This window comes from Mesorhizobium newzealandense, from assembly GCF_042682145.1.
GTDB lineage: Bacteria > Pseudomonadota > Alphaproteobacteria > Rhizobiales > Rhizobiaceae > Mesorhizobium > Mesorhizobium newzealandense.
In genome coordinates this window covers 597,451-623,657 of record NZ_JBHUGZ010000001.1, presented here as the reverse complement: position 1 = coordinate 623,657, position 26,207 = coordinate 597,451, and the positions used below count along the sequence as shown (strand labels likewise).

25 protein-coding genes and 1 pseudogene are annotated in these 26,207 nt (G+C 62.3%); 14 read left to right on the top strand and 12 right to left on the bottom strand.

Annotation, left to right across the window (positions count from 1 at the left end):
- The first annotated feature begins 1 nt into the window (after nucleotide 1).
- From ACFSOZ_RS02730 to ACFSOZ_RS02715, 4 genes are all read left to right on the top strand, one after another.
- The gene (locus ACFSOZ_RS02730) at nucleotides 2-937 is read left to right on the top strand and encodes a carbohydrate ABC transporter permease (protein WP_379093357.1); all 936 of its coding nucleotides are present in this window, start codon (nucleotides 2-4) and stop codon (nucleotides 935-937) included.
- A gap of 43 nt (nucleotides 938-980) precedes the next feature.
- Nucleotides 981-1,811 carry a carbohydrate ABC transporter permease gene (locus ACFSOZ_RS02725; RefSeq protein ID WP_379093354.1) on the top strand — a complete coding sequence of 277 codons (831 nt, stop codon included), beginning with the start codon at nucleotides 981-983 and terminating at the stop codon, nucleotides 1,809-1,811.
- 81 nt (nucleotides 1,812-1,892) lie between these two features.
- The gene (kce, locus tag ACFSOZ_RS02720) at nucleotides 1,893-2,825 is read left to right on the top strand and encodes a 3,5-dioxohexanoate:acetyl-CoA acetone transferase (RefSeq protein ID WP_379093351.1); all 933 of its coding nucleotides are present in this window, start codon (nucleotides 1,893-1,895) and stop codon (nucleotides 2,823-2,825) included.
- Nucleotides 2,826-2,870: 45 nt separating this feature from the next.
- Entirely contained in the window at nucleotides 2,871-3,926 is a 1,056-nt protein-coding gene (locus tag ACFSOZ_RS02715) for an ABC transporter ATP-binding protein (protein ID WP_379093348.1), read from the top strand.
- Here the strand turns inward: ACFSOZ_RS02715 and ACFSOZ_RS02710 are convergent.
- The gene (locus ACFSOZ_RS02710; protein WP_379093345.1) at nucleotides 3,893-4,843 is read right to left on the bottom strand and encodes a LysR family transcriptional regulator; all 951 of its coding nucleotides are present in this window, start codon (nucleotides 4,841-4,843) and stop codon (nucleotides 3,893-3,895) included. The two genes, ACFSOZ_RS02715 and ACFSOZ_RS02710, sit on opposite strands and share 34 nt — an antisense overlap.
- 102 nt (nucleotides 4,844-4,945) lie before the next feature.
- On the opposite strand from ACFSOZ_RS02710, the gene ACFSOZ_RS02705 reads away from it, so the two are divergent.
- A complete protein-coding gene (locus ACFSOZ_RS02705) occupies nucleotides 4,946-5,380 on the top strand; it encodes a DUF4260 domain-containing protein (RefSeq protein WP_379093343.1) in 435 nt (144 codons plus the stop codon).
- A gap of 125 nt (nucleotides 5,381-5,505) precedes the next feature.
- Here ACFSOZ_RS02705 and ACFSOZ_RS02700 read toward each other — a convergent pair whose 3' ends face one another.
- The 9 genes from ACFSOZ_RS02700 to ACFSOZ_RS02660 form a co-directional block, all read right to left on the bottom strand.
- On the bottom strand, nucleotides 5,506-5,709 hold the full coding sequence (locus ACFSOZ_RS02700) for a hypothetical protein (RefSeq protein ID WP_379093340.1): 204 nt from the start codon (nucleotides 5,707-5,709) through the stop codon (nucleotides 5,506-5,508).
- 104 nt (nucleotides 5,710-5,813) lie between these two features.
- Complete coding sequence (dhaL, locus tag ACFSOZ_RS02695; RefSeq protein ID WP_379093337.1) at nucleotides 5,814-6,467, bottom strand: dihydroxyacetone kinase subunit DhaL; 654 nt, start codon at nucleotides 6,465-6,467, stop codon at nucleotides 5,814-5,816.
- 60 nt (nucleotides 6,468-6,527) lie between these two features.
- Nucleotides 6,528-8,624, bottom strand: coding sequence for a bifunctional sugar-binding transcriptional regulator/dihydroxyacetone kinase subunit DhaK (locus ACFSOZ_RS02690; RefSeq protein WP_379093334.1), 2,097 nt, complete (start codon nucleotides 8,622-8,624; stop codon nucleotides 6,528-6,530).
- A gap of 256 nt (nucleotides 8,625-8,880) precedes the next feature.
- On the bottom strand, nucleotides 8,881-9,534 hold the full coding sequence (dhaL, locus tag ACFSOZ_RS02685; RefSeq protein ID WP_379093332.1) for a dihydroxyacetone kinase subunit DhaL: 654 nt from the start codon (nucleotides 9,532-9,534) through the stop codon (nucleotides 8,881-8,883).
- An 11-nt stretch (nucleotides 9,535-9,545) separates the two neighbouring features.
- Entirely contained in the window at nucleotides 9,546-10,538 is a 993-nt protein-coding gene (locus tag ACFSOZ_RS02680) for a dihydroxyacetone kinase subunit DhaK (protein ID WP_379093329.1), read from the bottom strand.
- A 21-nt stretch (nucleotides 10,539-10,559) separates the two neighbouring features.
- On the bottom strand, nucleotides 10,560-11,330 hold the full coding sequence (locus ACFSOZ_RS02675) for an SDR family oxidoreductase (RefSeq protein ID WP_379093326.1): 771 nt from the start codon (nucleotides 11,328-11,330) through the stop codon (nucleotides 10,560-10,562).
- A gap of 60 nt (nucleotides 11,331-11,390) precedes the next feature.
- Nucleotides 11,391-12,377 carry a substrate-binding domain-containing protein gene (locus ACFSOZ_RS02670; RefSeq protein ID WP_379093323.1) on the bottom strand — a complete coding sequence of 329 codons (987 nt, stop codon included), beginning with the start codon at nucleotides 12,375-12,377 and terminating at the stop codon, nucleotides 11,391-11,393.
- An 85-nt stretch (nucleotides 12,378-12,462) separates the two neighbouring features.
- A complete protein-coding gene (locus ACFSOZ_RS02665; protein WP_379093320.1) occupies nucleotides 12,463-13,467 on the bottom strand; it encodes an ABC transporter permease in 1,005 nt (334 codons plus the stop codon).
- A gap of 40 nt (nucleotides 13,468-13,507) precedes the next feature.
- Nucleotides 13,508-14,986: a sugar ABC transporter ATP-binding protein gene (locus ACFSOZ_RS02660; protein WP_379093317.1), complete on the bottom strand. Its 1,479-nt coding sequence runs from the start codon at nucleotides 14,984-14,986 to the stop codon at nucleotides 13,508-13,510.
- Between the two features lie 256 nt (nucleotides 14,987-15,242).
- On the opposite strand from ACFSOZ_RS02660, the pseudogene derI reads away from it, so the two are divergent.
- Nucleotides 15,243-15,682: pseudogene (derI, locus tag ACFSOZ_RS02655) on the top strand (D-erythrulose-4-phosphate isomerase).
- A gap of 16 nt (nucleotides 15,683-15,698) precedes the next feature.
- Here derI and ACFSOZ_RS02650 read toward each other — a convergent pair.
- Both ACFSOZ_RS02650 and ACFSOZ_RS02645 read right to left on the bottom strand, forming a co-directional pair.
- On the bottom strand, nucleotides 15,699-17,240 hold the full coding sequence (locus tag ACFSOZ_RS02650; protein ID WP_379093314.1) for a GMC family oxidoreductase: 1,542 nt from the start codon (nucleotides 17,238-17,240) through the stop codon (nucleotides 15,699-15,701).
- 43 nt (nucleotides 17,241-17,283) lie between these two features.
- Nucleotides 17,284-17,961, bottom strand: coding sequence for a FadR/GntR family transcriptional regulator (locus ACFSOZ_RS02645; RefSeq protein ID WP_379093311.1), 678 nt, complete (start codon nucleotides 17,959-17,961; stop codon nucleotides 17,284-17,286).
- A gap of 200 nt (nucleotides 17,962-18,161) precedes the next feature.
- On the opposite strand from ACFSOZ_RS02645, the gene ACFSOZ_RS02640 reads away from it, so the two are divergent.
- From ACFSOZ_RS02640 to ACFSOZ_RS02605, 8 genes are all read left to right on the top strand, one after another.
- The gene (locus ACFSOZ_RS02640) at nucleotides 18,162-19,790 is read left to right on the top strand and encodes a GMC family oxidoreductase (RefSeq protein WP_379093308.1); all 1,629 of its coding nucleotides are present in this window, start codon (nucleotides 18,162-18,164) and stop codon (nucleotides 19,788-19,790) included.
- Between the two features lie 291 nt (nucleotides 19,791-20,081).
- Entirely contained in the window at nucleotides 20,082-21,233 is a 1,152-nt protein-coding gene (locus ACFSOZ_RS02635) for a cupin domain-containing protein (RefSeq protein WP_379093305.1), read from the top strand.
- A 76-nt stretch (nucleotides 21,234-21,309) separates the two neighbouring features.
- Entirely contained in the window at nucleotides 21,310-22,443 is a 1,134-nt protein-coding gene (locus tag ACFSOZ_RS02630; protein ID WP_379093302.1) for an LVIVD repeat-containing protein, read from the top strand.
- Between the two features lie 9 nt (nucleotides 22,444-22,452).
- Nucleotides 22,453-22,860 (top strand): RidA family protein, encoded by a 408-nt coding sequence (locus tag ACFSOZ_RS02625; RefSeq protein ID WP_379093299.1) that lies wholly within the window; start codon nucleotides 22,453-22,455, stop codon nucleotides 22,858-22,860.
- 24 nt (nucleotides 22,861-22,884) lie between these two features.
- Complete coding sequence (locus tag ACFSOZ_RS02620) at nucleotides 22,885-23,505, top strand: glutathione S-transferase family protein (RefSeq protein ID WP_379093296.1); 621 nt, start codon at nucleotides 22,885-22,887, stop codon at nucleotides 23,503-23,505.
- Nucleotides 23,505-24,434: a 5-formyl-3-hydroxy-2-methylpyridine 4-carboxylate 5-dehydrogenase gene (gene fhmpcd1, locus ACFSOZ_RS02615; protein WP_379093852.1), complete on the top strand. Its 930-nt coding sequence runs from the start codon at nucleotides 23,505-23,507 to the stop codon at nucleotides 24,432-24,434. The genes ACFSOZ_RS02620 and fhmpcd1 overlap by 1 nt, the downstream gene beginning before the upstream one ends.
- Nucleotides 24,435-24,561: 127 nt before the next feature.
- Nucleotides 24,562-25,389, top strand: coding sequence for an ABC transporter ATP-binding protein (locus tag ACFSOZ_RS02610; protein WP_379093293.1), 828 nt, complete (start codon nucleotides 24,562-24,564; stop codon nucleotides 25,387-25,389).
- A complete protein-coding gene (locus ACFSOZ_RS02605; RefSeq protein ID WP_379093290.1) occupies nucleotides 25,386-26,201 on the top strand; it encodes an ABC transporter permease in 816 nt (271 codons plus the stop codon). Before ACFSOZ_RS02610 ends, ACFSOZ_RS02605 begins: the two co-directional genes overlap by 4 nt.
- Nucleotides 26,202-26,207: the final 6 nt, after the last annotated feature.

Genomic DNA, 26,207 nt, shown 5'->3' with positions numbered 1-26,207 from the left:
GATGACCAACGGCCGGCGCCACACCGCAAAAGCCTTTCCGTGGCGCCGGTCGCTCTGGATCGCATCGCTGCTGACGCCGGCTCTGGTGGTCATGGTGCTTTTCGTGCTGTGGCCGCTGCTCTCGGCCTTCCGCTTCGCCTTCTATGAGTTCAACGGCCTGCGGCCCTCGGGCTTCATCGGGTTCGAGAACTTCCGCGAGGTGCTGTTCGAAACACCTTACAGCGACTGGACCTACAATGCGCTGAAGCACAATGTCATCGCCTTCGTGGCGCTGATGGTGTTCGAGAATGGCACCGCCTTCCTGCTCGCCTACGCACTGTTGAAGGCCTTGCCCGGGTGTCGTGTCCACCAGGTCATCGTCTTCCTCCCGGTGGTGCTGTCGGCGGTCATCGTCGGCTTCCTGTGGAAGCTGTTCCTGCATCCGCTGTTCGGCCTGGTCAACCAGATCCTGGGACTGGTCGGTTTCAGCGCCATTCCCTGGCTCGGCAATGAGCACACGGCGCTCGGCAGTATCCTGTTCGCCAATATCTGGCACTGGCTGGGTTTCCCCACTTTGGTGCTTCTGGCCGGCATGCAGCGGGTCAGCAAGGAAGTGCTGGAGGCCGCCCGCCTCGACGGCGCCGGCGACTACGTGCTGATGCGCAAGATAGTCTGGCCGCTGATTGCGCCGAGCGTCACCATCGTCACCATCCTGACCTTCATCGGCAGCTTCAACTGGTTCGAGATTCCCTATGTCATGGCCGGACTGACCGGCTCGCCGGGCGGCTCGACCGACGTGCTTGGCCTCTATTTCTACCGCACTGCCTTCGGCAGCACGACCACCGGCATCCAGGATTTCGGCCAGGGCAGCGCGCTGGCGGTGCTGATGTTCCTGTTCGTCGCCGGGGTCACAGCGCTGGCGCTGCGCTATCTGCGCCGCCGCGAGATCGAACTGTGAGCGCCGCCGTGACCACAACCCACGCTTCCGCCGAGGCTGGAACATGACGGCCAAGGGCGAGCTGTTCAAGAACGGCGTCATCCAGCTGTTGCTGGCGGTCAATGCCGTCATCATGATCTATCCGCTGTTCGTCATGGTGATGTCGTCGTTCAAGACCAATGCCGAGATCTTTTCCTCGCCGCTGGCACTGCCGACGCATTTCTCGACCGCCAACATGGACAAGGTGTGGACGCAGACCAATTTCGTGCGCTACCTCGCCAATTCGGTCGGCATCACCACGGCATCGGTCGTGCTGATCCTCCTGTTCAGCACGCTTGCCGCCTATGCCATAGCCCGCTACCAGTTCCGTTTTAGCGCGCTGGTGCTGATGTTCTTCCTCAGCGGCATGACCGTGCCGTTGAAGCTGGCGATCATTCCGCTGTTCATCCAGCTGGATTCGCTGGGCCTGGTCGACAGCTATCTCGGCCTCGTCCTCGTCTATGTCGCCATGGGCATTCCCTCTGCCGTCTTCATCATGACCGGCTTCCTGCGCACCTTGCCGCGCGAGCTGGAAGAATCCGCACGCATGGACGGCGCCAGTGAATTTCGCATCATGCGCTCGATCATGTTGCCGCTGGCGCGGCCGGCGCTGGTCATCGTGGCAATCCAGAACGCAGTGCCGATCTGGAACGACTTCTTCTTCCCGCTGGTGCTGATCACTTCCGACAATCTGAAGACCCTGCCGCAGGGCCTGACCGTGTTCGTCGGCGAGTTCACCACCGACTGGGGCGTGCTGTTCACCGGACTGACGCTGGCCGCGCTGCCGATCACACTGGTCTACATCGTGCTGTCGAAGCAGTTCATTTCCGGCATCACGCAAGGCGCGGTCAAATAGGCATGACCTTTGAAAAGCGGCAGCCGGTCGTTGCGGTGATGCCTGACCAGAATTCAGACGCGCAATTGAGGACTTGCTGAAATGGCAAACCAGAACAAGATCATCATCTCCTGTGCAGTAACAGGGTCGATCCACACGCCGTCGATGTCGCCGCATCTGCCCGTGACTGCGCAGGAAATCGCCACGGCGGCGATCGAGGCGGCGGAGGCCGGTGCCGCCATCGTCCATCTTCATGCGCGCAACCCCGTCGACGGCCGGCCCGATCAGTCGACTGAGGCATTCGCGCCCTTCCTTCAGGTGATCAAGCAGCGCTCCGACTGCGTGGTGAACATCACCACCGGCGGCGCCGCAACGATGAGCGTCGAGGAGCGGGTCAAGCCGGCCAAGGTCTTTGCGCCGGAAGTCGCCTCGCTCAATATGGGCTCAATGAATTTCGCTCTGTTCCCGATGCTTGAGCGGTTCAAGACTTTCCAGCACGATTGGGAGCAGCCCTATCTCGAGGGCTCGCGCGACCGCATCTTCCGCAACACTTTTGGCGACATCGAGCACATATTGCGCATCTGCGCCGACAACGGCACCCGTTTCGAGATCGAGTGCTACGACATCGGCCATCTCTACACGCTCGCCCATTTCGTCGAGCGCGGCTTGGTCAAGGCGCCGTTCTTCGTTCAGAGCGTGTTCGGCATCCTGGGCGGCATCGGCACCCACCCCGAAGATGTGGCGCATATGAAGCGCACGGCCGACCGCCTTTTCGGCCACGACTATCGCTGGTCGGTGCTGGGCGCCGGACGCAGCCAGTTGCCCATCGCCACGCAGGCCATCGCGCTCGGCGGCAATGTGCGCGTCGGGCTGGAGGACTCGCTGTGGATCGGCAAGGGACAGCTGGCGAAATCCAACGCCGAACAGGTGCGCAAGGTGCGCCAGATCATCGAAGGGCTCGGCGCCTCTGTCGCCACGCCTGATGAGGCGCGGCAAATTCTGCAGCTCAAGGGCGGCGACAAGGTCTCCTTCTGACGAATGCTTGCTGACACGAACGGAAGCGATGGAGCGTCTGACAACATGAGCGCAGTCACGATCACCGGCGTTGAGAAGGCCTATGGAAAGGCAGGGGTCATTCATGGCGTGTCGGTGGAAATAACGTCGGGCGAGTTCGTTATTCTCGTCGGGCCTTCCGGCTGCGGCAAGTCGACCTTGCTCAGAATGATCGCCGGCCTGGAGGACATCAGCGGGGGCGAGATCGCGCTCGATGGCAAGGTCATCAACGACGTCGCTCCGAAGTCGCGCGACATAGCCATGGTGTTTCAGAACTACGCGCTCTACCCGCACATGACGGTGCGGGAGAATATGACCTTCGCACTGACCCTGAAGAAGACGGACAGGCACGAGATCGAGAACAAGATCACACGGGCTTCGGCGATCCTCGGACTGCAGGATCTGCTCGACCGCTATCCGCGCCAGCTTTCCGGCGGCCAGCGCCAGCGTGTCGCCATGGGCCGCGCCATCGTGCGCGACCCCAAGGTCTTTCTGTTCGACGAACCGCTCTCCAATCTCGACGCCAAGCTGCGCGTGCAGATGCGCACGGAGATCAAGGCACTGCACCGGCGCCTGGGAACGACGATCGTTTACGTCACCCATGATCAGGTCGAAGCCATGACCATGGCCGACAAGATCGTCGTCATGAATGGCGGCGTCGTCGAGCAATTCGGTGCGCCTCTGGACCTTTATGACCGCCCCGCCAATCTGTTCGTCGCCCAGTTCATCGGTTCGCCATCGATGAACATCCTGGAGGGCCATGCGGCATCGGACAGCTTCGTGGCCGCAGATGGAACGGCCTTTCCGCTGCAACAGGCAGGACACACCGGGACGGCGGTGTCCTACGGCATCAGGCCGGAACATCTCAGGCTCTCGGACAGTGGCGTGCCGGCCGTGGTCGAGGTGGTTGAGCCGACCGGATCGGAAACCCTTGTTGTCACGACCGCCGGCCGAAACACGTTAAGCGCATTGGTGCGCGAACGCGCCCATGTGGTTCCCGGCCAACGGGTTTTCCTGGCGCCTGATCTGGCCCAGATTCATCTGTTCGATCAGCGTGGAAAACGCGTCGTATCGTCCATATAGCTCTTCGACGACCGCTGCATTCCCCAGGTCCGTGCATAAATCGCCAGGCCCTTCGACAGGGCGTCGAACACCAGCCGGACCCTGTGAACCGCCTTCAGATCTTCATGCATGACGACCCAGGCCTCCATATCCGCACGCAGCCAAGGCAGTACGCGGCGCAGGGGCGGGTTGGTCAATCCGGCCAGGGGGACTTGAGATGGCCCCACACCAAACCCGGCGCGGACGGCTGCCAATTGCGCCAGCCCACTATCGGTTCGCCACGAAATGTCTTTCCTGGTTAGCCTCGCGTCCTGCCGTTCGAGCGCGGCAATAAGCACTTGGCCGCGATCATCGCCGATCAGGCGATGGTTCGCCAGCAGGCTCTCAAAGCTGTCTGGTAGGGGATGTTCGGCCAGATAGCTCTCGCTGGCGAACAGACCGAGTTCGATCGTGCATGCTCGCCTGGCGATCAAAGCAGACTCGCGCGGTCGAAACATGCGGATCGCTACGTCGGCGTCGCGCTGCAACATATCTTCAGCGCGATCGGTCGGCGATATCTCATAGTGAATGCCCGGATGTGCACGGGCCAACCGAGCGAGAATAGGAGGCAGCACCTCCACTCCGACAACCTCGCTGCAGGTAATACGGACCACCCCGTTTTCGTCGTGCTCCTGGCCCGAGATCGAGCGGGCGAGGGCATTGGCGGTAGCGGCCATTGTCTCGGCGAAAGGGTAGGCCGCGTGAGCTGCCTCGGTTGGCGCCAGGCCTGCCTTGGATCTGGTGAACAAGACGCAGCCCAAGGCAGCTTCGAGCTCGGCAATCTGCTTCCTGACTGTGGGCTGAGCGGTACCAAGCGCACGCGCGGCTGCGGACAGGCTTCCCTGATGCATCACGGACAGAAAGGTCGCGTACAAAGCCCAGTTTGCAGAAGTCGTCATAGTCACTTTTTTTCGAAGCGCTGGTTATGTTGCGACGATAGACTCGAAGCCGAATGCTGGGCAATGTCCCCGCGTCATTGATTTTTTTGAGGTATTTGAACTGTGACCAGTAGCGCCATTCTGCCGGGCTCGCGCTTTTCCTCTTCGCCGTTCGCCGTCACGGGCGTTCCACGGATTCTGCTTCGTCTTGAGGGATTGGCGGCTATCGGTGCGGCTGTTTGGGCATATCAGCTGTCCGGCGGCAGCTGGGGCTGGTTTGCCGTATTGCTTCTGGTCCCCGACCTTTCGATGTTTGCCTATCTCGCCGGCCCACGCGCCGGGGCAATCGCTTACAACGCGGTCCATACCTATGTCGGACCTGGTCTGTTGGCCGCGCTGGCCTGGGTGACCCATGCATCCTGGTTCGCCAGCCTGGCACTGATCTGGATCGCGCATATCGGTATTGATCGTGCGCTGGGCTATGGCCTCAAATATGCGACTGCGTTTTCCGACACCCATCTCGGCCGCATCGGCCGGGCACCAAACAGCGTCACGTGACGGACATCGATACAACGCGGCATACATAGCCGATCTGCTTCGCATCCAGCATCGCCACTATGATCGACCCAGGAAGCACCTGAGGCCCTGGGCGTGAGGCGCCCGGGATCGTCCAGCCCTGGCGCCTATTTCGCCTCGGGCAGTTTCACCACGGATTCCTCGTCCATCATCTGCCTGACGGCATCGGCCGACCTGCTCATCCTCGCCTCGTCGGTGGCCCAACCCGCGAAGCGTTCCAGCAAGGTGGCGAACGTCACCAGTTCCTGCTCATCCCACTGCGCCAGTAACTCGGCGAAAATCCGCCATTTGGTCTGACCCACGGCCGTCACCAGGCGCTCGCCCCTGGCGGTGAGCGTTCGACCGCATCATCGACACGCTATCCGGCTGGATCACTCGAACACATCGACCAACCATCTGGGCAAAACCCGGCGGATTACTTCGCACCGTCTTCACTAAAGGTGTCTTTCATCGCGCGCAGGATGATCACGGCCGAGGCCGCGCCTGGGTCCATGTGCCCCAGGGATCGCTCCCCCAGCCGTGCGGCCCTTCCGCGGGCAGCGACCATGGATCGTGTCGAATTCGCGCCGGCTTCCGCGGCCTCTAGGACGCTGTTCCACATTTCCAGACTTCCGGCAGCGCGGGCACGTGCACCGACTGCTGCTTCCGTCGCGGGGATCCAGGCATCCAGCATCGTCTTGTCGCCGCGCTGCCCCTTGCCGCGCTCCTTGATGCCGGTCGTCATCGCCTCGACGATCGCCGCCTGACCGGCGAGCGAAAGGCGTTCATCTTGTTTGAGCGCTTGTGCTGCTCTTCGGAACGCTGTCGCATAAAGCGGTCCCGTGGAGGCGCCGACGGCATCGAGAAAGGCCGACGCGGCGGCGGTGAAAACTTCCGATGGAAGCATGTGGTCGAGATCGAGCTTGGCCAGTTCCGCGTTTACCGCCATGAAGCCGAGAGACATGGTGATTCCATGGTCGGCATCGCCGATGGCGCCATCCAGATCCGAGAGACGGTCCTTGCCCGCCTCGATCGCAATGGAGATGCGATAAAACATCCTGCTCAGGCGTCGCGCCGCGTTTTCCGACATCGTGTTCCTCCCAGTTCAAGCAGGATGCGGCCTATCGTCGATCGGCGCATACTTCTAATCTCAGCCGACCCGCAGGACGGCCGTATCGCAGGGGTGATGCAACAGGTCCGTCAACTCGTTGTCGAGGTGCAAGACCGTTATCGACGCACCGACCATGTCGAGCGAGGTGCAATAATGCCCCACCCAGTTCGCCTCGATCTTGATGTCCTTCGCGCTCAGCCGCTGCGCGACACGTCTGAACAGGATGTAAAGTTCCATCAGCGGCGTTGCGCCAAATGAATTGATCAGCACCGCGACACGGTCGCCCGCTGCCGGCTTCATCTCCGAGAAGATGCGGTCCATGATCCGGTCCGTGATCGCGTCGGCGCTCATCATCCTTTCGCGGATGACGCCGGGCTCGCCATGGATGCCCATGCCGATCTCGATGTCGTCGGGGCCGATCTCGAAATTGTGGCGGCGGGTCTGCGGAAGCGAGCAGGGCTCCAGCGCAACGCCCATGGTGAATGCGCGTGCATTGGCCTTGCGCGTCACGGCCTCGCAGGCGTCGAGCGACAGGCCGCGGTCGCAGGCGGCACCGGCGATCTTGAACATGAAGAAGTTGCCGGCAACGCCGCGGCGGCCCTCCCTGTCCTCGATCGGCGACGAGGCGATGTCGTCCGTTGTCACCACCGTGCGAACCTCGATATTGTTTTCCGCCGCGATCTCGGCCGCCATTTCGAAGTTCATCACGTCGCCGGCATAGTTGCCGTAGACGAAGAGCACGCCTTGCCCGCCCGACGCGGCATTGGCGCATTGGAAGATCGTGCCGGGAGGCGGTGACGAAAAGATGTTGCCGACGGCCACGGCATCGGCGAGCCCCTTTCCAACATAGGCGAGAAAGCAGGGTTCGTGCCCCGTGCCGCCGCCGATCACCAGCCCCACCTTGCCAGGCCTCGGCCCTGTGCGGGCAACGAGAGCACGATGCGAACCGTTGATCGGCTTGATGTAGGCGGCATGGGCCTTCAATACGCCGTCAAGCATTTCCTCGACGACATCGTCGGGGTCGTTGAGGAACTTCTTGATATGGGTCCGGAAGTTGCTGGGCAAAGCCACGGTGTTGTCGAGCCTTGGGCGTTGCGAGAGCTTCTGGTCGAGCTCAGTCACGCCGTCGGCATTCAGGATGCCGCGGCCCGTGGCAGCGTCGGTGATGAGCACGTTGACGTAGCCGCCGCGCAGCGCGGCAAGGATTGCCGGCACCTTGTCGAAACCGCCGGCGACCGCGATGCGCAGGCCGATGGCCTTTAGCTTGTCGAGCGATATGCCGATCGTACGGTCGTCGAGCGGGCCAGCCACCGGATTGCCCTGTCCGTCGATGAAGCGGCCGGCAACGACACCCACGGCATCCTTGGCGAGGTACTGTTGCAGTGAGACCGATTCGAAGAAGCCGCTGGTGTGGATCGTTGAATTTGGACGCAGCGAAGAGATGCCGAAAAGCGCCTTGTTGGCTTTGGCAAGCGCCTCGAACTGGCTTTCGATCAGCGTCTCGCGCAACAGCATGTCGCGAACCTCGGCCGTTGAAACGACCGCTGGCGCGGTGATGTTGATCAGCTTCCCGTCCACGGCGCCGGCGATGGCGGCCGCGCAGAGTTCCGGCGTATACGCAAAACTCGCACGGGTGCCTCCGGTCGCCTGAACGACAGTGACGTCCTGGAGGCCGGGCACGGAGGCCTGCTCGCCGATCGCCAGCACTGTTCTCCCCCAGGCAACCGCAAGCGTGTCTCCGGATTTCAAAAGCTTGGCAAGTGCCTGCGCCGCGGCCCCGCCAAGACGATCGATCAGCGGACGCGCATTGTCGTCGCTTGGCACGACCAGACAGTCATGCAACCCGAAGTGACGCTTGAGTTCCTGTGCGATGGAGAGCGAGCTCAGCCGGGATGGCTCAAGGGAGATGTTGACGATGCCGCGGGCGCGGGCATCGGCCAGATAGCTGTTCACCGTCGCCCGCGAAATGCCCATGATGTCGGCGATATCGCCCTGCGTCATGCGATCTTCGTAGTAGAGCCAACAGGCCCAGACATAGGGGTCGTCACCGTAGCGCAACGGGATGGGTTCAGTGCCGGCCTCGGCTCCCGTCCGCACCGTTCCGTTCTTCCGTGCCGATGATGCCTTGACGATCATGCTGCCTGGTTTCCCCGAATCCAAAATCGCCGCCAAGATGAGCGCAAACGGGCGAACTCTCAATCTTGCTCCGGATCATGCACCGGAGCCTGTTCCATCCCGATGAAATCCGGGATGGGGCTCTGGCTTTTGTCTGAGCATGATCTTGTCCGAAAACCGGATTCCACTTTTCGGGATCATGCTCTGGCTTGCTCCCGGCTGGGAGATCAGCCGGGAGCCATTGCTCGGGAGGAGCATACTTCACAATTCAACGCACCTAGGCCGCAGGCAGCTGCATTTTCTGCTTGGCACCGAGCGCCAGGGCTTTCAGGATCAACGCGCAGGATGTGGCGCCGGCGTCGAGGACGCCGAGCGAGCGTTCACCCAGACGGCTGGCCCGGCCGATCCTTGCCACAAGGTCCTTTGTGCCGTCGCGGCCCTTCTCGGCCGCGACAACCAGCGCATCCAGGGCTTCCGGGAATGGCTTTCCGTCGGCGTTGGCGCTGTTGAAGGCGTCGATGGCCGGGACAAGCGTATCGAGAAGCGTCTTGTCGCCAACCTTGGCCGACCCGATGGCCTGGATGCCGTCGAGACCACTGGTGAGCATGGCGCTGAAAGTCTTCGCATCGATTGACGATGATTTTTCGATCGTCTCGGCGAACTGCGTGAACATGACGCCATACAGCGGACCCATGGAACCACCGATCTCGGTCATCAGCACGGTGCCCAGCGTATCGAAGGCCGTGGCCAGCGACATGTCGTTGCCCCTGATCCTCTCCGCGGCCATGCCGAAGCCCTTGGCCATGTTGACGCCGTGGTCGCCGTCACCGATCTTGCCGTCGATCTCGCTCAGATAGGCGCGATTTTCGATGATCCGGTCCGCCACCGAAAGAACGATGTCGCCAGTGGAAGCGTTGTCAAAGTGCTGCATTCGCCTGTCTCCTAGAACCTTGCGGGACAATCGACGTCCACATCCAGCAGCCTTTTCAGTTCGGCGTCGAGCGCCATGACCGTGAGTGTGGCGCCGACCATCTCCAGCGAGGTGAAATAGTTGCCGATATAGGTCTTGTGGATGCTCAGCCCGCGTCCGGTGATCTCCTGTTCGATCGTGTCGTTGAGGATGTAGAGTTCGTTGACCGGCGTCGCGCCGAGGCCGGACACGAGGACCGCAACTTCCGTTCCGGCCGCAAGGTCATGATCATCGAGGACGATCTTGACCATATCCCGTGCGATCTCGGCCGCGGGCTTCAGCGGCTCGACCCTGACGCCCGGTTCACCGTGATGACCGATGCCGACTTCCATCGTGCCCGGCTCGATCGAGAAGTTGGGGTGCCCCACGGCGGGCAGCGTGCAGGGGCCAAGGCCAACACCAATCGAGCGGCAGTTGTCGATCGCCGTTTGCGCTGTCGCCCGGACATCTGCCAGATCGGCACCTTCCGCGGCCTTGGCGCCGGCGCATTTCCACATGAAGATCTCGCCGGCCACGCCTCGGCGCTTGTCGCGCTCATCCGGTCCGGCCGAACACACATCGTCGTTGGCGACGACGGTTGCAATCTCGATGCCTTCCTTGGCCGCGAGCTTGATGGCCATCTTCACATTCATGTTGTCGCCGGCGTAGTTGCCATAGAGGCAGACGACACCCTTGCCGCCATTGGCCTCGCGCGCGGCGTCGAAGAAGCTCTTTGCCGTCGGCGACGAAAACAGTTCACCGACCGCAACCGCATCCAGCATGTTGCGTCCCGTATAGCCGATGAAGGCAGGCTCGTGGCCGGAGCCACCGCCGGTGATCACGCCGACCTTGCCGCTGACCGGTGCATGGCGGGCGACGATGACACGGGGATTGCCACCCAGCCTGACGATATCGGCATGGGCCTTGACGAAGCCCTTGACCGTATCCTCGACGACCTCGTCGGGATTGTTGATAAACCGCTGCATTGTTGCTCCAATCTTGCGCCGTCAGATGATGGTGTAGCCGCCGTCGACCAGAAGGTCGGCGCCGTTGATCATGTCGGCGCCGTTCGATGCCAGGAACACCGCCGCGGCGGCTATTTCCTCCGGGAAGGCAAAGCGGCCGGTCGGAATGCGCTGCTTCAGCGCCTCGCCGCGCGGCCCGTCCCACGCCTTTTTGCCGAGCTCGGTCAGCACCACTGTCGGCGAAATCGTATTGACGGTGATGCCATGCTTGCCCCACTCGGCGGCAAGCGTCTTGGACAGGCCGATGACGCCGAATTTCGAGGCGCAATAGGCGACGTGCTGGTCGATCGCGACGGTACCGGCCTGCGAGGCCATGTTGATGATCTTGCCGCCCTTGCCGGCTTTGATCAGGATGCGTCCGGCGGCCTGGGAGACCAGGAACGTTCCCTTGAGATTGATGGCGATGGTCTTGTCCCAGGCATCGAGGCTGAGCTCCTCGGCGGGAGCAAGCATGACGACGCCGGCGCTGTTGACGACGATGTCGATATGGCCGAAAGCGGCTTCCGCTGCAGCAAACACGGCCTCCACGGATTGCGGATTGGAGACATCGCAGACGAAGGACTTCGCGCCGTTGCCGAGTTCGTCGGCCTTCGCTTTCGCGACTGATTCATTGATGTCGATCACGCCCACGGCAGCCCCCTTGAAGGCAAATGCCGACGCAATGGCGCTTCCAATACCGGAGGCGCCGCCGGTGACCAGGGCGACTTTGCCGCCAAGTGAAAAATTGAGATCAACCTGTATGGAATCAGTCATGGTTCTCTTCTCGGCCTGTTGGAAAGTGGGGTGTGCGAGAGAGCACACCCCACGACTGGATTACTTGCGTGTGGCAAGAAGCTTGTCGACGTTCTCCGCCGTCACCGGGGTCCACGGAACATTGTAGATCTTTTCTTTGCCGTCCTTCCACGGCATGTCCTTGTAGGTCACCCAAATGTCGGACTGGGGCTTGTAGTCACCCTTCTTGGCATTGAAGATGGCAAGATCGAGCGCCCCTTGTGCCTGGGCGCGCGCATCCTGAAGGATCGACGTCATCTCGCCGGCCTTGACGGCGTGGAGCGCGTCGGTGATGCCGTCGATGCCGGCAATGGCGAAGCTCTTCACGTCAAGGCCCGCGGCCTTGATCGCCTCGATGGCGCCGAGTGCCATTTCGTCGTTCTGGCCGATTACGCCGTTGATCTGCTTGGGGTGAGCGGTGAGCCAGTTTTCCATCAGCGTCTGGGCTTCAGCGCGCGACCAATTCGCCGTCTGATCTTCGAGGATCTTGACGTCCGGGCACTCGGCAAGCGCCTTCTTGTTGCCTTCGAGGCGGGAAATCTGCGCCGACTGACCGACTGGTCCTTCGAGGATGACGACGTTGCCCTTGCAGCCGATCTTGTCGAGCACGGTCTTGGCTTCCATGTAGCCCGAGATCGTGTCGTCCGAGCCGACATAGGAGGCGAGCAGATCGGAATTGACGCGGGTGTTCGAACCGACAACCGGGATGCCTGCGTCGGCGGCAGTCTGTACGGCAGCCGCGCCGGCGTCGACATCGATCGGCGCGAAGATGATCGCGTTGTACTTCTGCGTGGCCATCGTCTTGAACTGGTCCTGCTGGACCAGGGCATCATAGCGGCCGTCGAAGACTGTCAGTTCGACTTCACCGCTCTTGACGGCAGGGTGTTCCTGAAGCGCTGCAGCCCAGATCTGCATGAACTCCGCATTCAACCCGTAAGGCGCTGCGCCGATCTTGATCTTCTCCTGCGCCATGGCCGGCGAGGCCAGCAGCGCGGTCGCGGATGCGAGCGCTATCATCAATGTTTTCATTTCGTACCTCCACTTTAAGTGAGCGACCGACATGGTTCGCCTATCAACGGACACGCGTTGTGCAGGTCCGATCCCGGAAGGGGGCTCAGGCCCCGTAGTTTCGCTTCTGATCAAGCATCACGGCGCCAACGATCAGGGCGCCCTTGAGAACTTGCTGGTAGTAGGATTGGATACCCATCAGATCGAGGCCGTTGTTCATGACGCCGATGATCAGTGCGCCAATCAGCGTGCCGGTCACCCGGCCCACCCCTCCCGAAAGGCTGGTTCCCCCGATCACCACCGCCGCGATCGCATCCAGTTCGTAGGCAATGCCGGCCTGCGGCAGTGCGGAGCCGGTGCGGGCGCTGAGCAGCATTCCGGCGAGGCCGGCAAGACCGCCGGAGACGACATAGACGACGAACTGTATGCGGGTAATGTTGATGCCGGAGGTCCTGGCAGCGTGAGGGTTGCCGCCGACGGCATAGATGTAACGGCCGAAACGGGTCCGGTTGAGGATCCACCAGGAGACGGCAAACACAACCGCCAGGATGACGACCGGGGCCGGTATGCCAAGGATGTCGCCTGTGCCGATCCAGCGAAACGCCGGCGTCAGCGCCGGAACAGGTCGGCCTCCGCCATAGATGAGGGTCAGTCCGCGCGCCGCCGACAGCATGCCCAGCGTCGCCACGAAGGCCGGCACCGAAAACCGCGACACGATCACACCGGAAACGGCGCCGCAGGCAACACCCACCAACAGGCCGATGCCGAGGCCGAAGACGACTGGATAGGGCGCTCCGGAAATCCCAGCGGTCGCCGACGTGGTCACGAAACTGGCGCTGATGAGGCCGGCCAGCGCGACGACCGAGCCAACCGAGAGGTCGATGCCGCGGGTCAGGATGACGAAGGTCATGCCGATGGCGAGGACACCGTTGATCGACGTTTGCAGCAGCACGTTCGAGATGTTGCCGGCCGTCAAAAAGAACTCGTTGGAGACCGAAAGAACCGCAACCAGGATCAGGAAGGCAAAGAAGATGCCGTATTCCTGAATCAGCAGCCGGCGCTGCTCCGAACCGAGCCAGCCTTTTGCGTTCTTGTTGTCTCCAACCGACATCCCTGACTCCTCTGCTGCCGGACGAACACCCTGTCCCTGTTCAGGTTGATAGGTGGACGAGTGATTGGGCATCCGTTTCCTCCCGGCTGTAGATCCCGGCGCTCCTGCCGGCGCGCATCACCATGATGCGGTCCGACATGCCGAGAACTTCGTCGATTTCCGACGAGATCATCACGACCGTGCCGCCGGCGGCGGCGAAGTCACTGATGATCCGATAGATTTCACGCTTGGCCCCGACGTCGACACCGCGGGTCGGCTCGTCCAGAAGCAGGACCTTCGGGTTTCGAAGGAACCACTTTGCGAGCACCACCTTCTGCTGGTTGCCGCCTGAAAGACCGGAAACCGGCATCGTGTCGCGCGCGGCCTTGATCTGGAATTTCTCCCGCATGTCGCGGCTCGCTTGCGCCTCCCGCCCCCGATCCATGGCGAAGGCCGGACTCATTTCCGGCAGGCTCGCCATGCAGATATTGGCGCGCACGGAATCGGAGAGGTTGAGACCGGTCAGCTTGCGGTCCTCCGTGACCAGCGCCAGTCCCTGCGCCATGGCATCCGCCGACTTGGAAATGGTGATCTCGGTACCGTCGACCTTGATGCTTCCCGCCGAAGGCTTGTCGAGCCCGAAGAGGCAGTTGAAGATCTCCGTCCGTCCGGCGCCCATCAGGCCATAAATGCCGAAGATCTCGCCCTTTCGTGCCGAGAAGGAGATATCCTCGATCTTGTTCGGGCAGGTGAGGGCGGTAACCTCGAGAACGGTTTCCAAGGTGGGCGTGTTGGTCTTGATGTATTCCTCGGACAGTTCACGACCGACGATCATGCGGATCAGATTGTGCCGGTCGATGTCTGCAAGCGCCCCGCTGCCGACATAGGCGCCGTCACGAAAGACCGTGTAGGAGTCGGCGATCTGAAAGATCTCCGACAGCCGGTGAGAAACGTAGACGATGCCGCGGCCCTGGGCCTGCAGGCGGCGGATCGCGGCAAAGAGATGCTGCGCCTCGCGCTCGCCGATCGCCGATGTCGGCTCATCCATGAAGATGACCTCGGCATCGTGACTGAGCGCCTTGGCGATCTCGACGAGCTGCATCTGCGCGACGGAGAGATTCATCATGTACTGCGTGGCTCGAATGTCGAATTCGAGATCGTCCAGCAGCTTTTGCGCGGATCGGTTCATCGCCCGGAAGTCGATGCCTCCGAACCGCCCGGAAGGCTCGCGGCCAAGATAGATGTTCTCCGCAACCGTCATGTGAGGGACAGGGCTGAGCTCCTGTTCGATGATGGCAATTCCCGAGGCCAATGCGTCGGCCGGGCTTGCGAACTCCACGTCCTTGCCGCGGCGGCGGATTGAGCCGGCATCGCGCTTGAAGATACCCATCAGTATCTTGAGAAAGGTCGACTTGCCTGCGCCGTTGCCGCCGCAGAGTGCGTGAACCGTGCCGGCGCGAAGTTGAAAGCGGCCTTCGCGCAAGGCTGCGACGCCACCAAAGGACTTCTTCAGCCCTTCCACCTCGAGCAAAAATTCCACGTCGTTTCTCCTCCCGCGGGTGGCTCGACACCCCTCCTTGGCGCGAGCCGATCGACACGGATGCTCTTTGTTCTTGGTGTCGATTTTTACAATAGTCGATTAGCACTCGACAAATGTCAAGAGGTGGATAAAACTATGAATGCCAACCGTTGGCCGCGGATCGAATGCCCCCGCGGACGCCCAGGGCCCGGCGCCAGACGGCGCGTTGTCGGCATGGTGCGGAGGACCAACCCAAAATCTGAAAGGAAGGGAGCCTATGAAGATCGCTATCGGCGCCGACAGTGCGGGAAAGCCGCTTCTGGACGTGATTGCAGCGCATCTGGCCGGAAAGCCGGCATCACGCTAACCGATCTCAGTCAGCCGGGCTTTTACGCCGACATATCGCAGACGGTTGCTCGAAAGGTGGTTGAAGGCGAATTCGACCGCGGTCTGCTGTTCTGCGGAACCGGCATCGGCGTTTCGATTTCCGCCAACAAGGTGCCGGGGATACGCGCCGCACTGACCCACGATACCTATTCGGCCGAACGCGCTGCCAAGTCCAACAATGCGCAGATCATCACCATGGGCGCACGCGTGATAGGCCCGGAACTGGCGAAGGCGATTGTCGACAAGTATCTGGCGTCCAACTTCGATCCCACCGGGCCTTCTGCGGAGAACGTCAAGGCGGTCGATCGGCTTGACCAGATCAAGCGCTAGAGAATGCCTGGCATTGTCAGAATTTCCGGTGCGCCGCCAACGCCGCCCAGGTTTCCGCAATGGCGACGATAGCGGCGTTGATCGGTCCGCTCGGGATCGCCGGCACTATGGAGGCGTCGACGACAAAGACGTTGTCGAAGCCGTTCAGCCGCAAATCGGGGTCGACGACGGCGTCGGCATCGCCACCCATCCGGCATGTGCCGGCCGGATGATGATGGGTGGAGGCAGCCCTGGCGATGAAGGCATCGAGCTCGTTGTCGGACTGAGCCGATATACCAGGCAGGACTTCCGCATCGCGCCATTCGTCGAGAGCCGCATGATGGCCGACCATGCGTGCCCTTCTCAAGGCCATCCTGAAGACCCTGCGGTCGTGTTCGGTTTCGAGATAGTGCGGATCGATCACCGGCGCATCGTTGCGGCCGGGCCCGCCCGGTGCGATGCGCCCGCGGCTTGTCGGATGGGTGACGCCGCACAGGATCGTGAAGGCGGAGCCGTAGGGTGGGGCATTCAGGCCCTCGGCCGCTGACGGCGCGACGACGCAGGCGAGCACCATGTCGGGACTTCCCGTCGAACGGGTCGGGTCGTCGCCATGCAGGTACATCAGCGATTCGGAGTGCTGCAGGCGGGACGGCGGCACCGGCTTTTTCGTACTGTAGACATTTCCAAGAGCCAGCAGATGGTCCTGCAGGTTGCGGCCGACATCGCGTCGGTCGGCAAGGCAGCGTATCCCCGCTTGCTTCAGAGTATCCGCGCAACCAATGCCCGACCGCATGAGGATGAGCGGCGTGGACACGGCGCCGGCGCAAAGAACAATCCGGTCGGCGGACAGCGTTCTGGTCTCATCCTCGCACACCACGATAACGCCGGTGACCTTGTGGCCGTTCAGCACGAGATGCTCGACCTCGTGGCCGGTAAGCAAGGTCAGGTTCGGCCGCGCCATGACCCGCGGCGGCAGATAGGCGTCGGCGACGCTTACGCGCTTGCCGTCGCGTATGTTGAGGGAGTTGGGGCTGGTGCCGACCAGTTCGCCGCTGTTGTGGTCGCTCAGTGTGGGGGCACCCATGGCGTGCCCCGCGGCGATGTAGGCACGCACGACCGGACTAACCTCGGCGTCCGGCAGATACACGTCCAGCGGGCCGCTCCTGCCGCGTGTCGGCCCGGCGAAGGCCGTGAAGGCTTCGCTGCGGATGAAGCCCGGCAGCAATCCCTGATAGGACCAGCGCTCGCCGCCGGCTTGCGCCCAGGGTTCGAAATCGTCGGGATGGCCGCGCACATAGGCCATCGCATGCAGGCAGCTCGAGCCGCCGACGATCTTGCCGCGTGGCCATTCGTGGACGCGGTTGGCGGTGAACGGCTGCGGCACGGTCCGGTAGGCCCAGTCGTAGGCGCGGCCCTGCAGCATCGTCCATTTCAGCGGGTCGGCGATATCGGGGTCAGCCGGCATCGTCCCGGCCTCGATCAGGCCGACCTGCCACGACGGGTCTTCACTGAGCCGGCTGGCAACAACCGAGCCGGCGGATCCCGCGCCGATCACCAGCACGTCGAAATGACGTTTCAATTTGATATTCCCCGCACAGGCTCAATCTTAAGCGATGATGCGATCACGCGGCAAAGGCGCCGGCATTCGATCGTTCCATGATCTGCCTCTGCACGGACAGCAGGTGCGCGCGCATCGCCGCTTCCGCCGCTTCGGGATCGCGCTGCGAGATCGCCTCGGCGATCAGGCGATGCTCGCCGTCGCGCTGGGCGATCCGCTTGGGGCAGGTGGGGGCGGCGGTGCGCGCAACCTTGACCCGCGCATCGATCCCGACCTGACGCAACATTTTGTAGAATTCTGCCGCGAGATGGTTGCGGGCAGCGGCGACGATCGCGAGATGGAAGGCGAAGTCGACCTCGCCTGACGGAGCATTCTCCGGCGTGGTTGCCGCGTCCATGATCCGCGCCGTCTCGAAGGAGGAGGCGCGCAGCGACGCCAACCGGGCAAGGCCCGGCTCCATGATCAGGCGCAACTCCAGAACCTCGATCGGGTTGGTTACCCTGACCAGCTCCTCTCCGTATCTTGGAAGGGCGGTCGGCGCCCGCCTGGCGCGCGCCGGTTTGAGATCGCCCGCATGACGCAGCACTTCAAGCGCCTTGCGAAGCTGATGGCGCTTTACGCTCAGATGTTCTGCAAGATCGCGCTCGGACGGAAGTTTGCCGCCGCCCTGTTGCAACTGGCGCACTGCGGCAATGATGTCGTCGAGATCCGTTGCTTCGACCTGCGGCTCGAATGCGCTCAAAACCAAATCTCCTGTCCGATCGGCAGGCGCCGACTCAACGTCCGGTTATCATATTGTGACACGAAACCTGATGGAAACGGCACTCAACCAATTCAACCAATCTACATCCACATGCGATGGTTGACAACACCAGTTGCGCGATGGTTGACTGACTTCGTTGACGGTCGCCATCGCGGCTGTCCTTCTCCCGAGGGTCATGCATGCCGGCTGGCGAAACCTTTGACTATGTCATCGTCGGCGCGGGTTCGGCCGGCTGCGTCCTGGCAAACCGGCTGACTGAGGACCCCGCGGTTTCGGTGCTTCTGCTGGAGGCGGGGGATTGGGACCGCGATCCGATGATTCACATCCCGCTCGGCTGGGGCAAGATCCTGACCGAGCGCCGCCACGATTGGATGTATTTCTGCGAGCCCGAGGCCAATGTCGGCGGGCGCAAGGTCGAATGCGCGCGCGGCAAGGTCATCGGCGGCTCGTCTTCAACCAATGCCATGGCCTATGTGCGCGGCAATCGCGGCGATTACGATCGCTGGGCGGCAACCGGGCTGGCCGACTGGTCGTTCGACAAGGTGCTGCCCTATTTCAAGAAGCAGGAGCGCTGGGAAAAGGGCGCAAGCCAGTATCGCGGCGGCAGCGGGCCGCTGAACACCCAGTTCTGCCGCTACAAGGATGAACTGATCGATGCCTTCGCCACGGCCAGCCGTGATGCCGGATATCCGCAGACCGACGACTACAACGGCGCCGAGCAGGAAGGTTTTGGCCGCCTGCAGATGACGATCGAAAACGGCCGCCGCTGCTCGACCGCGTCCGCCTATCTGCGGCCGGCCATGCGCCGCGGCAATCTCAAGGTGCTGACCGGCGCGATGGCGACGAAGATCCTGCTGAAGGATGGGCAAGCTACCGGCATTGCCTATAGCAGAGGCGGGGCGGGGCATGAAGCTCTCGCGCGGCGCGAGGTTCTGCTTGCCGGCGGCGTCATCAACACGCCGCAGCTCATGATGCTGTCGGGGATCGGTGACAGCGCCGAACTCGCGGCACATGGCATCGAGACGAAGGTCGATCGTCGGCAGGTCGGCAGGAATTTGCAGGACCATGTTTCGGTCATCGTGATGTATCGGCGCAAGCAGCCAGGACCATTTCTCAGGATGATGCGCGCCGATCGCATCGGTCTGGATTTCGTCAAGACCTATCTAACGGGCAAGGGCTTTTCGGGGGATGTGCCTGGCGGTGTCGTCGCGTTCCTCAAAAGCGATGCAAGCCGGCCGCTGCCGGACGTACAGCTGCTTTTCACCGCCGCGCCGCTTGGGGCGTGGCCCTACATGTCGCCGTTCAAGGCGCCGTTCGCCGATGGCTTTGCAACGCGTATCGTCGCCGTGCAGCCGGAGAGCCGCGGCAGCGTCAACCTGGCGTCGAGCGATCCGTTCGCCGCGCCGCTGATCCATCAGAACTTCCTGTCTTCGCAGCGCGACTGGCAGTCGCTTCGCGCCGGCTTTCGTGTTGCGCGCAACCTTGCCAGCCAGCCGTCCATGGCCCCGTTCGTTGGCGCGGAATTCTTCCCCGGCCCGAAATGCGAGAGCGACGACGAGATCGACGAGCATATCCGCAAGACATCGATCACCGTGCACCATCCGGCCGGCACCTGCCGTATGGGTGTCGATACGGAGTCGGTGGTCGATCCGGAATTGCGGGTGCGCGGCGTTGCCGGACTTCGTGCAGTGGATGCCTCCGTGATGCCGGATCTCGTCTGCGGCAACATCAATGCGGCGGTCATCATGATCGCCGAAAGGGCCGCCGACCTGATCAGCAGCCGCGCTCAACAGAGCGTGGCGGCCTGATAGCGGCGACTGAAATGCAACCAATATCTTTTGGTTGAGATTAAAATCTGCATTGGTTGGGCTGCCATGTGATCCCTGCATGGCCGTGGCAGCTTGGACGCAACTTGCAACTTTGAGCATAGTTTGTGCTATTTTCGCATCATTTCTGCCCATTTTCGAGTATTTGCCGTTCGGAAATGCACCTCAACCAAAAACTTTTAAATTTCGCAATTTGGGGATTGTCGAGCAAAACCAATGCGAATACGGTTGAGTTGGTTAGAAGCATTTTCTGCGTGACAAGAGGTGTCCGACATGTCCCTGGCGCAACCAGCTAACGATACGCTCACCAACAAGAAAGCAGCACTCAAGGGCCTCTATGACGCCCTCTACGAAAAGAACATGTTTCCGTTCTGGGCGACGTCGGAAGGCGTCGACCATGACGAGATCAAGCAGCTGATGGCGACGTCGAAGGCCATTCCTTTCGTGTGGTCCTATTCGGACATCGAGCCGCTGCTGCAGCGCGCCGCCGAACTGGTGACCATGGACGATAGCGAGCGCCGTTCGCTGATCCTGGTCAATCCTGGCCTTGCGCCCAAGCGTGCATCGGTCAGCACGATGTACACCGCCTACCGCCTGAACGATCCGGACGAGATCATGCCGCCGCACAAGCACTCGCCGAGCGCCATCCGCTTCGGCCTGACCGGCAAGGGCAACTTCACCGGCGTCGAGGGCGAGGACGTGGTCTTCGGCCCGGGCGACATGGTGCTGACGCCCAACGACGCCTGGCACAATCACGGCACGGTCGGCGGCGAGCAGGCGGTCAACCTGTCGGTGCTCGACCTACCGCTGGTCGAGACGCTGCATGCCGTCCATTTCGACCACAAATACACCGAGATGGTCGACGGCAAGGAAGTCGAGAAGAAGGTACAAACCGCGCGCTATCCGAGCGACTACTCACAGCGCATTTATGGCGAGGGCGGCCTGATGCCGCGTTTCGTCGACCACAAGCGCGGTGGCGGCCTGTCGTCGCCGATGTATGTCTATCGCTGGGAGAAGATGGAAGCGGTCCTCGATGCCCATAAGGACTGGGATGGCGACCCTCATGAAGGCATCGTCGTCGATTACGTCGATCCGAGCACAGGCGGGCCGGTCTTCCGCACCATCAATTTCTACGCTCAGATGCTGCGCCCTGGCGAGAAGACCTTGCCGCAGCGTGAAACCGCCAGCCTGCTGCTGGCGCCGTTCCGCGGCAACGGCCATTCGATCATCGATGGCAAGCGTTACGACTGGAACCAGTTCGACACGATCGCCATACCTGGCGGATCGTGGGTCGAACATGTCAACGGCTCCTCTAGCGAGCCGGTGATCTTCTTCGGCGCAACCGATGCGCCGACGCAGAAGGCGCTGCTGCTCTACAAGCGCTGGGGCCGCAACCAGGCCGGCGATCTGCTTCGCCTCGCCTGATCCTCGTCCTCCGGCAAGAATGTCGCGCCGTCATGGCGGCGCGACATCGAAAACGACGTTTCAGCAGCAAAGGCGCATGCATTTGGTTTCGGCGTTCAACACCAAGCAGATCGGTCATGTCGACTGTCCGGGCGGCGGTCAGGTCTGGGTCGATGGCAACATCCTCTATATCGGCCACATGCGGCCGCCGAGCGGCACGACGCTGGTCGACATTTCCGACCCGCGCAATCCGCGCAAGATAACGACGATCGATGTCCCCGCCGGCTGGCACTCGCACAAGGTGCGCGCCAAGGACGGGCTGATGATCATCAATCACGAGCGCTTCGGCAGCGACGGCCCGGCCGACTTCGGCGGCGGACTGGCGCTCTACGACACCACGAAGCCAGCACAGCCCAAGCTCATCTCGAAATGGATAACCGGCGGCAAGGGCGTCCATCGCTACGACTTCGACGGCCGTTACGCCTACATCTCGCCGACCGCCGATGGCTATGTCGGCAATATCGTGATGATCCTCGACCTGATCGATCCCACGAAGCCGGTCGAGGTCGGACGCTGGTGGATTCCCGGCCAATGGACCGGCGGTGGCGAAGAATACCCCTGGCATGACTATGTCACGCCGCGTTGCCACCATCCGCTGCGCATGGGCGACCGGCTCTATGTCAGCTACTGGCATCACGGCCTGTTCATCCTCGACATTTCGGACATCACCAAGCCGAAGCTGATCTCGCACGTCAATTCGAGCCCGAGCTTTCCGCATCCCACGCATACATGCCTGCCGATCCCGCAGTTGCTCAAGGGTCGCAACATCATGGTGGTGGCGGATGAGGATGTCGCCAAGCTTCGGCCATCGGCGCCGGCCTTCACCTGGATCTACGACATCACCGATGAGACCAACCCGTTGCCGATTTCGACCTTCCAGGTGCCGGGCCTCGACACGGATGGTTCGCCGCAGCCGCAGATGACCGGCTGCCATCAGCCTTCCGAACGGTTCAAGGGCACGGTCATTCCGTTTGCATGGTTCGCGCAGGGGCTGCGGCTGGTCGACATCGCCGACCCGTTCGCGCCAAAGGAAGTCGGCCATTTCATGCCCGACGCGCCGGAAGGTGCGGAGCGTTCCTCGTCCAACGACGTGACCATCGACGACCGCGGCATTGTCTATCTGATCGATCGCATCCGTGGCGTCGACATCATCGAAACCAGCGTTCTCTAGGAGCAGGCATTGAGCGACAGCACGCGAAAATCCGCCAGCCACTACGCCATCGGCAACAAGAACCCGAACCTGCCGTTTCATCCGGCGGTGCGCGCCGGCGATTTCATCTTCGTCTCCGGCCAGGTGCCGAAGGACGAAAACAACAACATGATCAGCGGCACGATCGAGGAAGAGACGCTGGCCACGCTGAAGACCATCGCGCGCGTCATCGCGCATGAGGGCGCGACGCTGGCCGATGTCGTGCGGATCACCACCTATCTCGAGGATACGCGCGATTTCGGCCGCTACAACAAGGCGTTCCTCGAAGGGATCGGCGACGCCGTGCTGGCGCGTACGACCGTCGAGGCAAAGGCGGTCATCAACACCAAGATCGAAATGGACGCCATCGTCTACAAGCCGCTGCCGGCCGGCAAGTAGGCACGACACAATCGAGGAGACGACATGTACAAGCTCTTAGGCCGCCAGACATCAGGCAACGTCCAGAAGGTGCTCTTCATGCTCGAGGAGCTTGGGGCATCCTACAAGCGCGAGGACTACGGCCGCCAGTTCGAGAACACGCAGACGGCGGAATACAAGGCGCTCAACCCGACCTCGAAGGTGCCGACGCTGGTCGACGGCGACACCGTGATCTGGGAGTCCAACACCATCCTGCGCTATCTCGCGGCATCCGGCGGCGAACATTTGACTGGCGCCACGCCGGCGGAAAAGACCGAAGTCGAACGCTGGATGGACTTCTTGCTGGCGGCGGTCAACCCCGGCTATCTGGCGGCCTTCAAGGGCGCCAAACTGACACCTGAGGAACAGACCGCGGAATACAAGGAACAGGTGAAGGACCTTGTGGCGCAGCTCAAGATCGTCGACGGCCACCTGGCCGGCAAGGACTTCCTGGCGCTCGGCAAGCTAACCCTTGCCGACATCGCCTGCGCGCCGATCCTGAAGCGCTGCGTCGACTTCAAGATCGACCGGCCGTCGATGCCCAATCTGGAGCGCTGGGTGGCCGCGATCGCCGCTCGACCGGCCTTCAAGGCGGCAACCGCCGCAGCCCCGGCAAAGGCCGCATGATGATCAAGCGCGCCGCTCTCATCGGATTGGGAACGATGGGGCCGGGCATCGCCGCGCGGCTTTCGCGCGGCGGGCTCGATGTCACGGCGTATGATGTTTCGCCGGCGGCGGTCGAGCGTGCCCGCGGCATGCTTGATCTTGCCGGCGGGGTACTCGACCGTCTCGACATCAAGGCGCCCGGGACAGGCGCAGGCAGCGTGCGTTTCGTCGAGACGATCGCCGAGGCCGTCGATGGCGCCGAACTGGTCATCGAGAATGTGCCGGAGAATATCGACATCAAGGCGCAGGCCTATCGCGACATAGATCCGTTGATCGACGCGTCTGTCATCGTCGCCTCCGACACGTCGGGCATTCCGATCACCAAGCTGCAGGCGCATATCTCGCATCCCGAGCGGATGGTCGGCATGCACTGGTCGAACCCACCGCACATCATACCGATGATCGAGGTGATCGGCGGCGAAAAGACCGCGCCTGAAACCGTGGCGACGATCCGCGACCTCATTCGCTCGCTCGGCCTGCTGCCGGTGGTGGTGAAAAAGGATGTTCCGGGCTTTGTCGAGAACCGCGTCCTCTATGCGTTGCTGCGCGAGGCGGTCGACCTCGTCGAGCGCGGCGTCATCGAGCCGGAAGATCTCGACACCTGCGTGTCGTGGGGTATCGGCTACAAGATCGCCGTCATCGGCCCGATGGCGCTGCTCGATATGGCGGGCCTCGATATCTACAAATCGGTCTCGTCCTTCCTGAACGCCGATCTCTCCAATCGCGACGATGTCGCGCCAATGGTGCTGGAGAAGACCGCTGCGTCGAAGTTCGGCATCAAATCGGGCGAGGGCATGTTCTCCTACACGCCCGAGCAGACAAAGGCGCTGCAAGGCGAACGGGCGCGCAAGCTCGTCGCGGTGCGGCGCATCCTGGAAGGCCGGGAGTAGCCAATGTCACATCGTGCGCACGAGGCTGGCCGGAGTGGGGAGTTCCGGTTGGTCCATTGTGCGAAGCCTGTCTTCGCGGGCCGCACGTTGAGGGTGCGGCCGACGACAATGCGCGGGGCGACAAGCCATGCGCATTGAAACCATTCGAGCCGCCGGCGACAGGCCAGCCCATATCCGCCATGACGATCTGATCTCCGCCAAAGGCATTTCGGTGGTCATGGCCCGGCAACTGATCCTCCAGAACATCGATCTTTCGGTGCCAAAGGGGTCGTTTGTCTCCCTTATCGGCCCCTCCGGTTGCGGGAAGAGCACCTTGCTCAAGGTGCTGGCCGGGCTGGTGCAGCCGAGCCAGGGCAGCGTTTCGATCGCCGGGCTCGCTCCGACCGAGGCGGCGCGCAAGCGGATGATCGGCCTCGTCTTCCAGGACGCCAATCTGCTGCCATGGAAGAACGCCGTCGACAATGCCTCGATGCTGCTGGGTATCGCCGACAAGTCGCTGTCGCGCTCGGACTTGCGGGCGCGCGGGCAGGAGATGCTGGAGTTGGTGGGACTGGGCGATTCCGCCCACAAGCGCCCAAACGAACTGTCGGGTGGCATGCGGCAGCGGGTCGCCATCGCACGCGCCCTGGCGCTCGATCCGGCGGTGCTGCTGATGGACGAGCCGTTCGGCGCGCTTGACGCCATCACCCGCGACGCGATGGGCCAGTCGCTGCTGGAGATCTGGCAGCGCACCGGCAAGACCATCGTGCTCGTCACCCATTCCATCGACGAGGCCATTCACCTGTCCCGCCATGTTCATGTGCTGGGGATCAAGCCGGGACGGATTGAGAGCCTCGACATTGCACTGCCCTATCCGCGCGACCTGTCGGTCACGGAGGATCCGGAGTTCGTCAGGTTGGTGGTTCAGTTGCGGACGATGCTGCGCGCCAGCCATCAACCGGGAGGCGCATCTTGAGCGAGCAACGCATCACGGATCTTTCCGAGCCGCGGCTCGTCTCGAACTGGAGCGCGGCGACGGGCAGTTGGCTTCCGGCCGTCATCCTCCTGCTGGCGACAATCGCGGTGTGGGAAGCCGCCGTGCGGATATTTTCCATATCCGCCTTCGTCGTTCCCGCCCCATCGGAAATCGCGCAATCGCTGGTCGCGCAATGGGGCACGCTGATGCAGGCGACCCTGGTGACGGCAGGCGAGATCCTGTTCGGCTTCCTGGTCTCGGTGGTGGTCGGCATTGCCATTGCGCTGGTCATTGTCCGCTTCGACTGGTTGGGGCGCGCGCTGTACCCACTGGTGGTGCTGTTCCAGAACGTGCCCAAGGTGGCCCTCGCGCCGATCTTCATCCTCTGGTTCGGCTACGGGCTGGCGCCCAAGATCGGCCTGATCCTGGTCATCGCCTTCTTCCCGGTGACATTGTCGATGCTGGCGGGCATGCAGTCGGTCGACCGCTCGCTGTTGTCGCTGATGAATTCGGTCGGTGCCAGTCCGACGCAGATCCTGTTCAGGATCCGCGTTCCGCACTCGCTGCCGAACCTGATGGCCGGAACCAAGATCGCCGCCACCTTGAGTGTGATCGGCGCCATCGTCGGCGAATTTGCCGGCGCTTCGGACGGTCTCGGCTATGTCATCCAGTTCGCTTCGACCCAGCTCGATACGGCGCTGGTCTTTGCGGCGCTGCTGCTCGTTTCCGTGCTCGGCATCGCCTTCTACTACGCAGCCGAAATTCTCGAACGCATCGTGGTGCCCTGGGCACCCAAATTCAGCCAGGCCTAGGCCTTC

Excerpts from the sequence above, each read along its gene's own strand:
- dhaL (WP_379093337.1), bottom strand. The coding sequence starts at position 6,467 with ATGTCGGAAAACGCGGCGCGACGCCTGAGCAGGATGTTTTATCGCATC.
- ACFSOZ_RS02690 (WP_379093334.1), bottom strand. The coding sequence starts at position 8,624 with ATGATCGTCAAGGCATCATCGGCACGGAAGAACGGAACGGTGCGGACG.
- ACFSOZ_RS02680 (WP_379093329.1), bottom strand. The coding sequence starts at position 10,538 with ATGCAGCGGTTTATCAACAATCCCGACGAGGTCGTCGAGGATACGGTC.
- ACFSOZ_RS02630 (WP_379093302.1), top strand. The coding sequence starts at position 21,310 with ATGCATTTGGTTTCGGCGTTCAACACCAAGCAGATCGGTCATGTCGAC.
- ACFSOZ_RS02610 (WP_379093293.1), top strand. The coding sequence starts at position 24,562 with ATGCGCATTGAAACCATTCGAGCCGCCGGCGACAGGCCAGCCCATATC.
- fhmpcd1 (WP_379093852.1), top strand. The coding sequence starts at position 23,505 with ATGATCAAGCGCGCCGCTCTCATCGGATTGGGAACGATGGGGCCGGGC.
- ACFSOZ_RS02670 (WP_379093323.1), bottom strand. The coding sequence starts at position 12,377 with ATGAAAACATTGATGATAGCGCTCGCATCCGCGACCGCGCTGCTGGCC.
- kce (WP_379093351.1), top strand. The coding sequence starts at position 1,893 with ATGGCAAACCAGAACAAGATCATCATCTCCTGTGCAGTAACAGGGTCG.
- ACFSOZ_RS02635 (WP_379093305.1), top strand. The coding sequence starts at position 20,082 with ATGTCCCTGGCGCAACCAGCTAACGATACGCTCACCAACAAGAAAGCA.
- ACFSOZ_RS02665 (WP_379093320.1), bottom strand. The coding sequence starts at position 13,467 with ATGTCGGTTGGAGACAACAAGAACGCAAAAGGCTGGCTCGGTTCGGAG.
- ACFSOZ_RS02725 (WP_379093354.1), top strand. The coding sequence starts at position 981 with ATGACGGCCAAGGGCGAGCTGTTCAAGAACGGCGTCATCCAGCTGTTG.
- ACFSOZ_RS02620 (WP_379093296.1), top strand. The coding sequence starts at position 22,885 with ATGTACAAGCTCTTAGGCCGCCAGACATCAGGCAACGTCCAGAAGGTG.
- ACFSOZ_RS02640 (WP_379093308.1), top strand. The coding sequence starts at position 18,162 with ATGCCGGCTGGCGAAACCTTTGACTATGTCATCGTCGGCGCGGGTTCG.
- ACFSOZ_RS02675 (WP_379093326.1), bottom strand. The coding sequence starts at position 11,330 with ATGACTGATTCCATACAGGTTGATCTCAATTTTTCACTTGGCGGCAAA.
- dhaL (WP_379093332.1), bottom strand. The coding sequence starts at position 9,534 with ATGCAGCACTTTGACAACGCTTCCACTGGCGACATCGTTCTTTCGGTG.
- ACFSOZ_RS02715 (WP_379093348.1), top strand. The coding sequence starts at position 2,871 with ATGAGCGCAGTCACGATCACCGGCGTTGAGAAGGCCTATGGAAAGGCA.
- ACFSOZ_RS02710 (WP_379093345.1), bottom strand. The coding sequence starts at position 4,843 with ATGACGACTTCTGCAAACTGGGCTTTGTACGCGACCTTTCTGTCCGTG.
- ACFSOZ_RS02730 (WP_379093357.1), top strand. The coding sequence starts at position 2 with ATGACCAACGGCCGGCGCCACACCGCAAAAGCCTTTCCGTGGCGCCGG.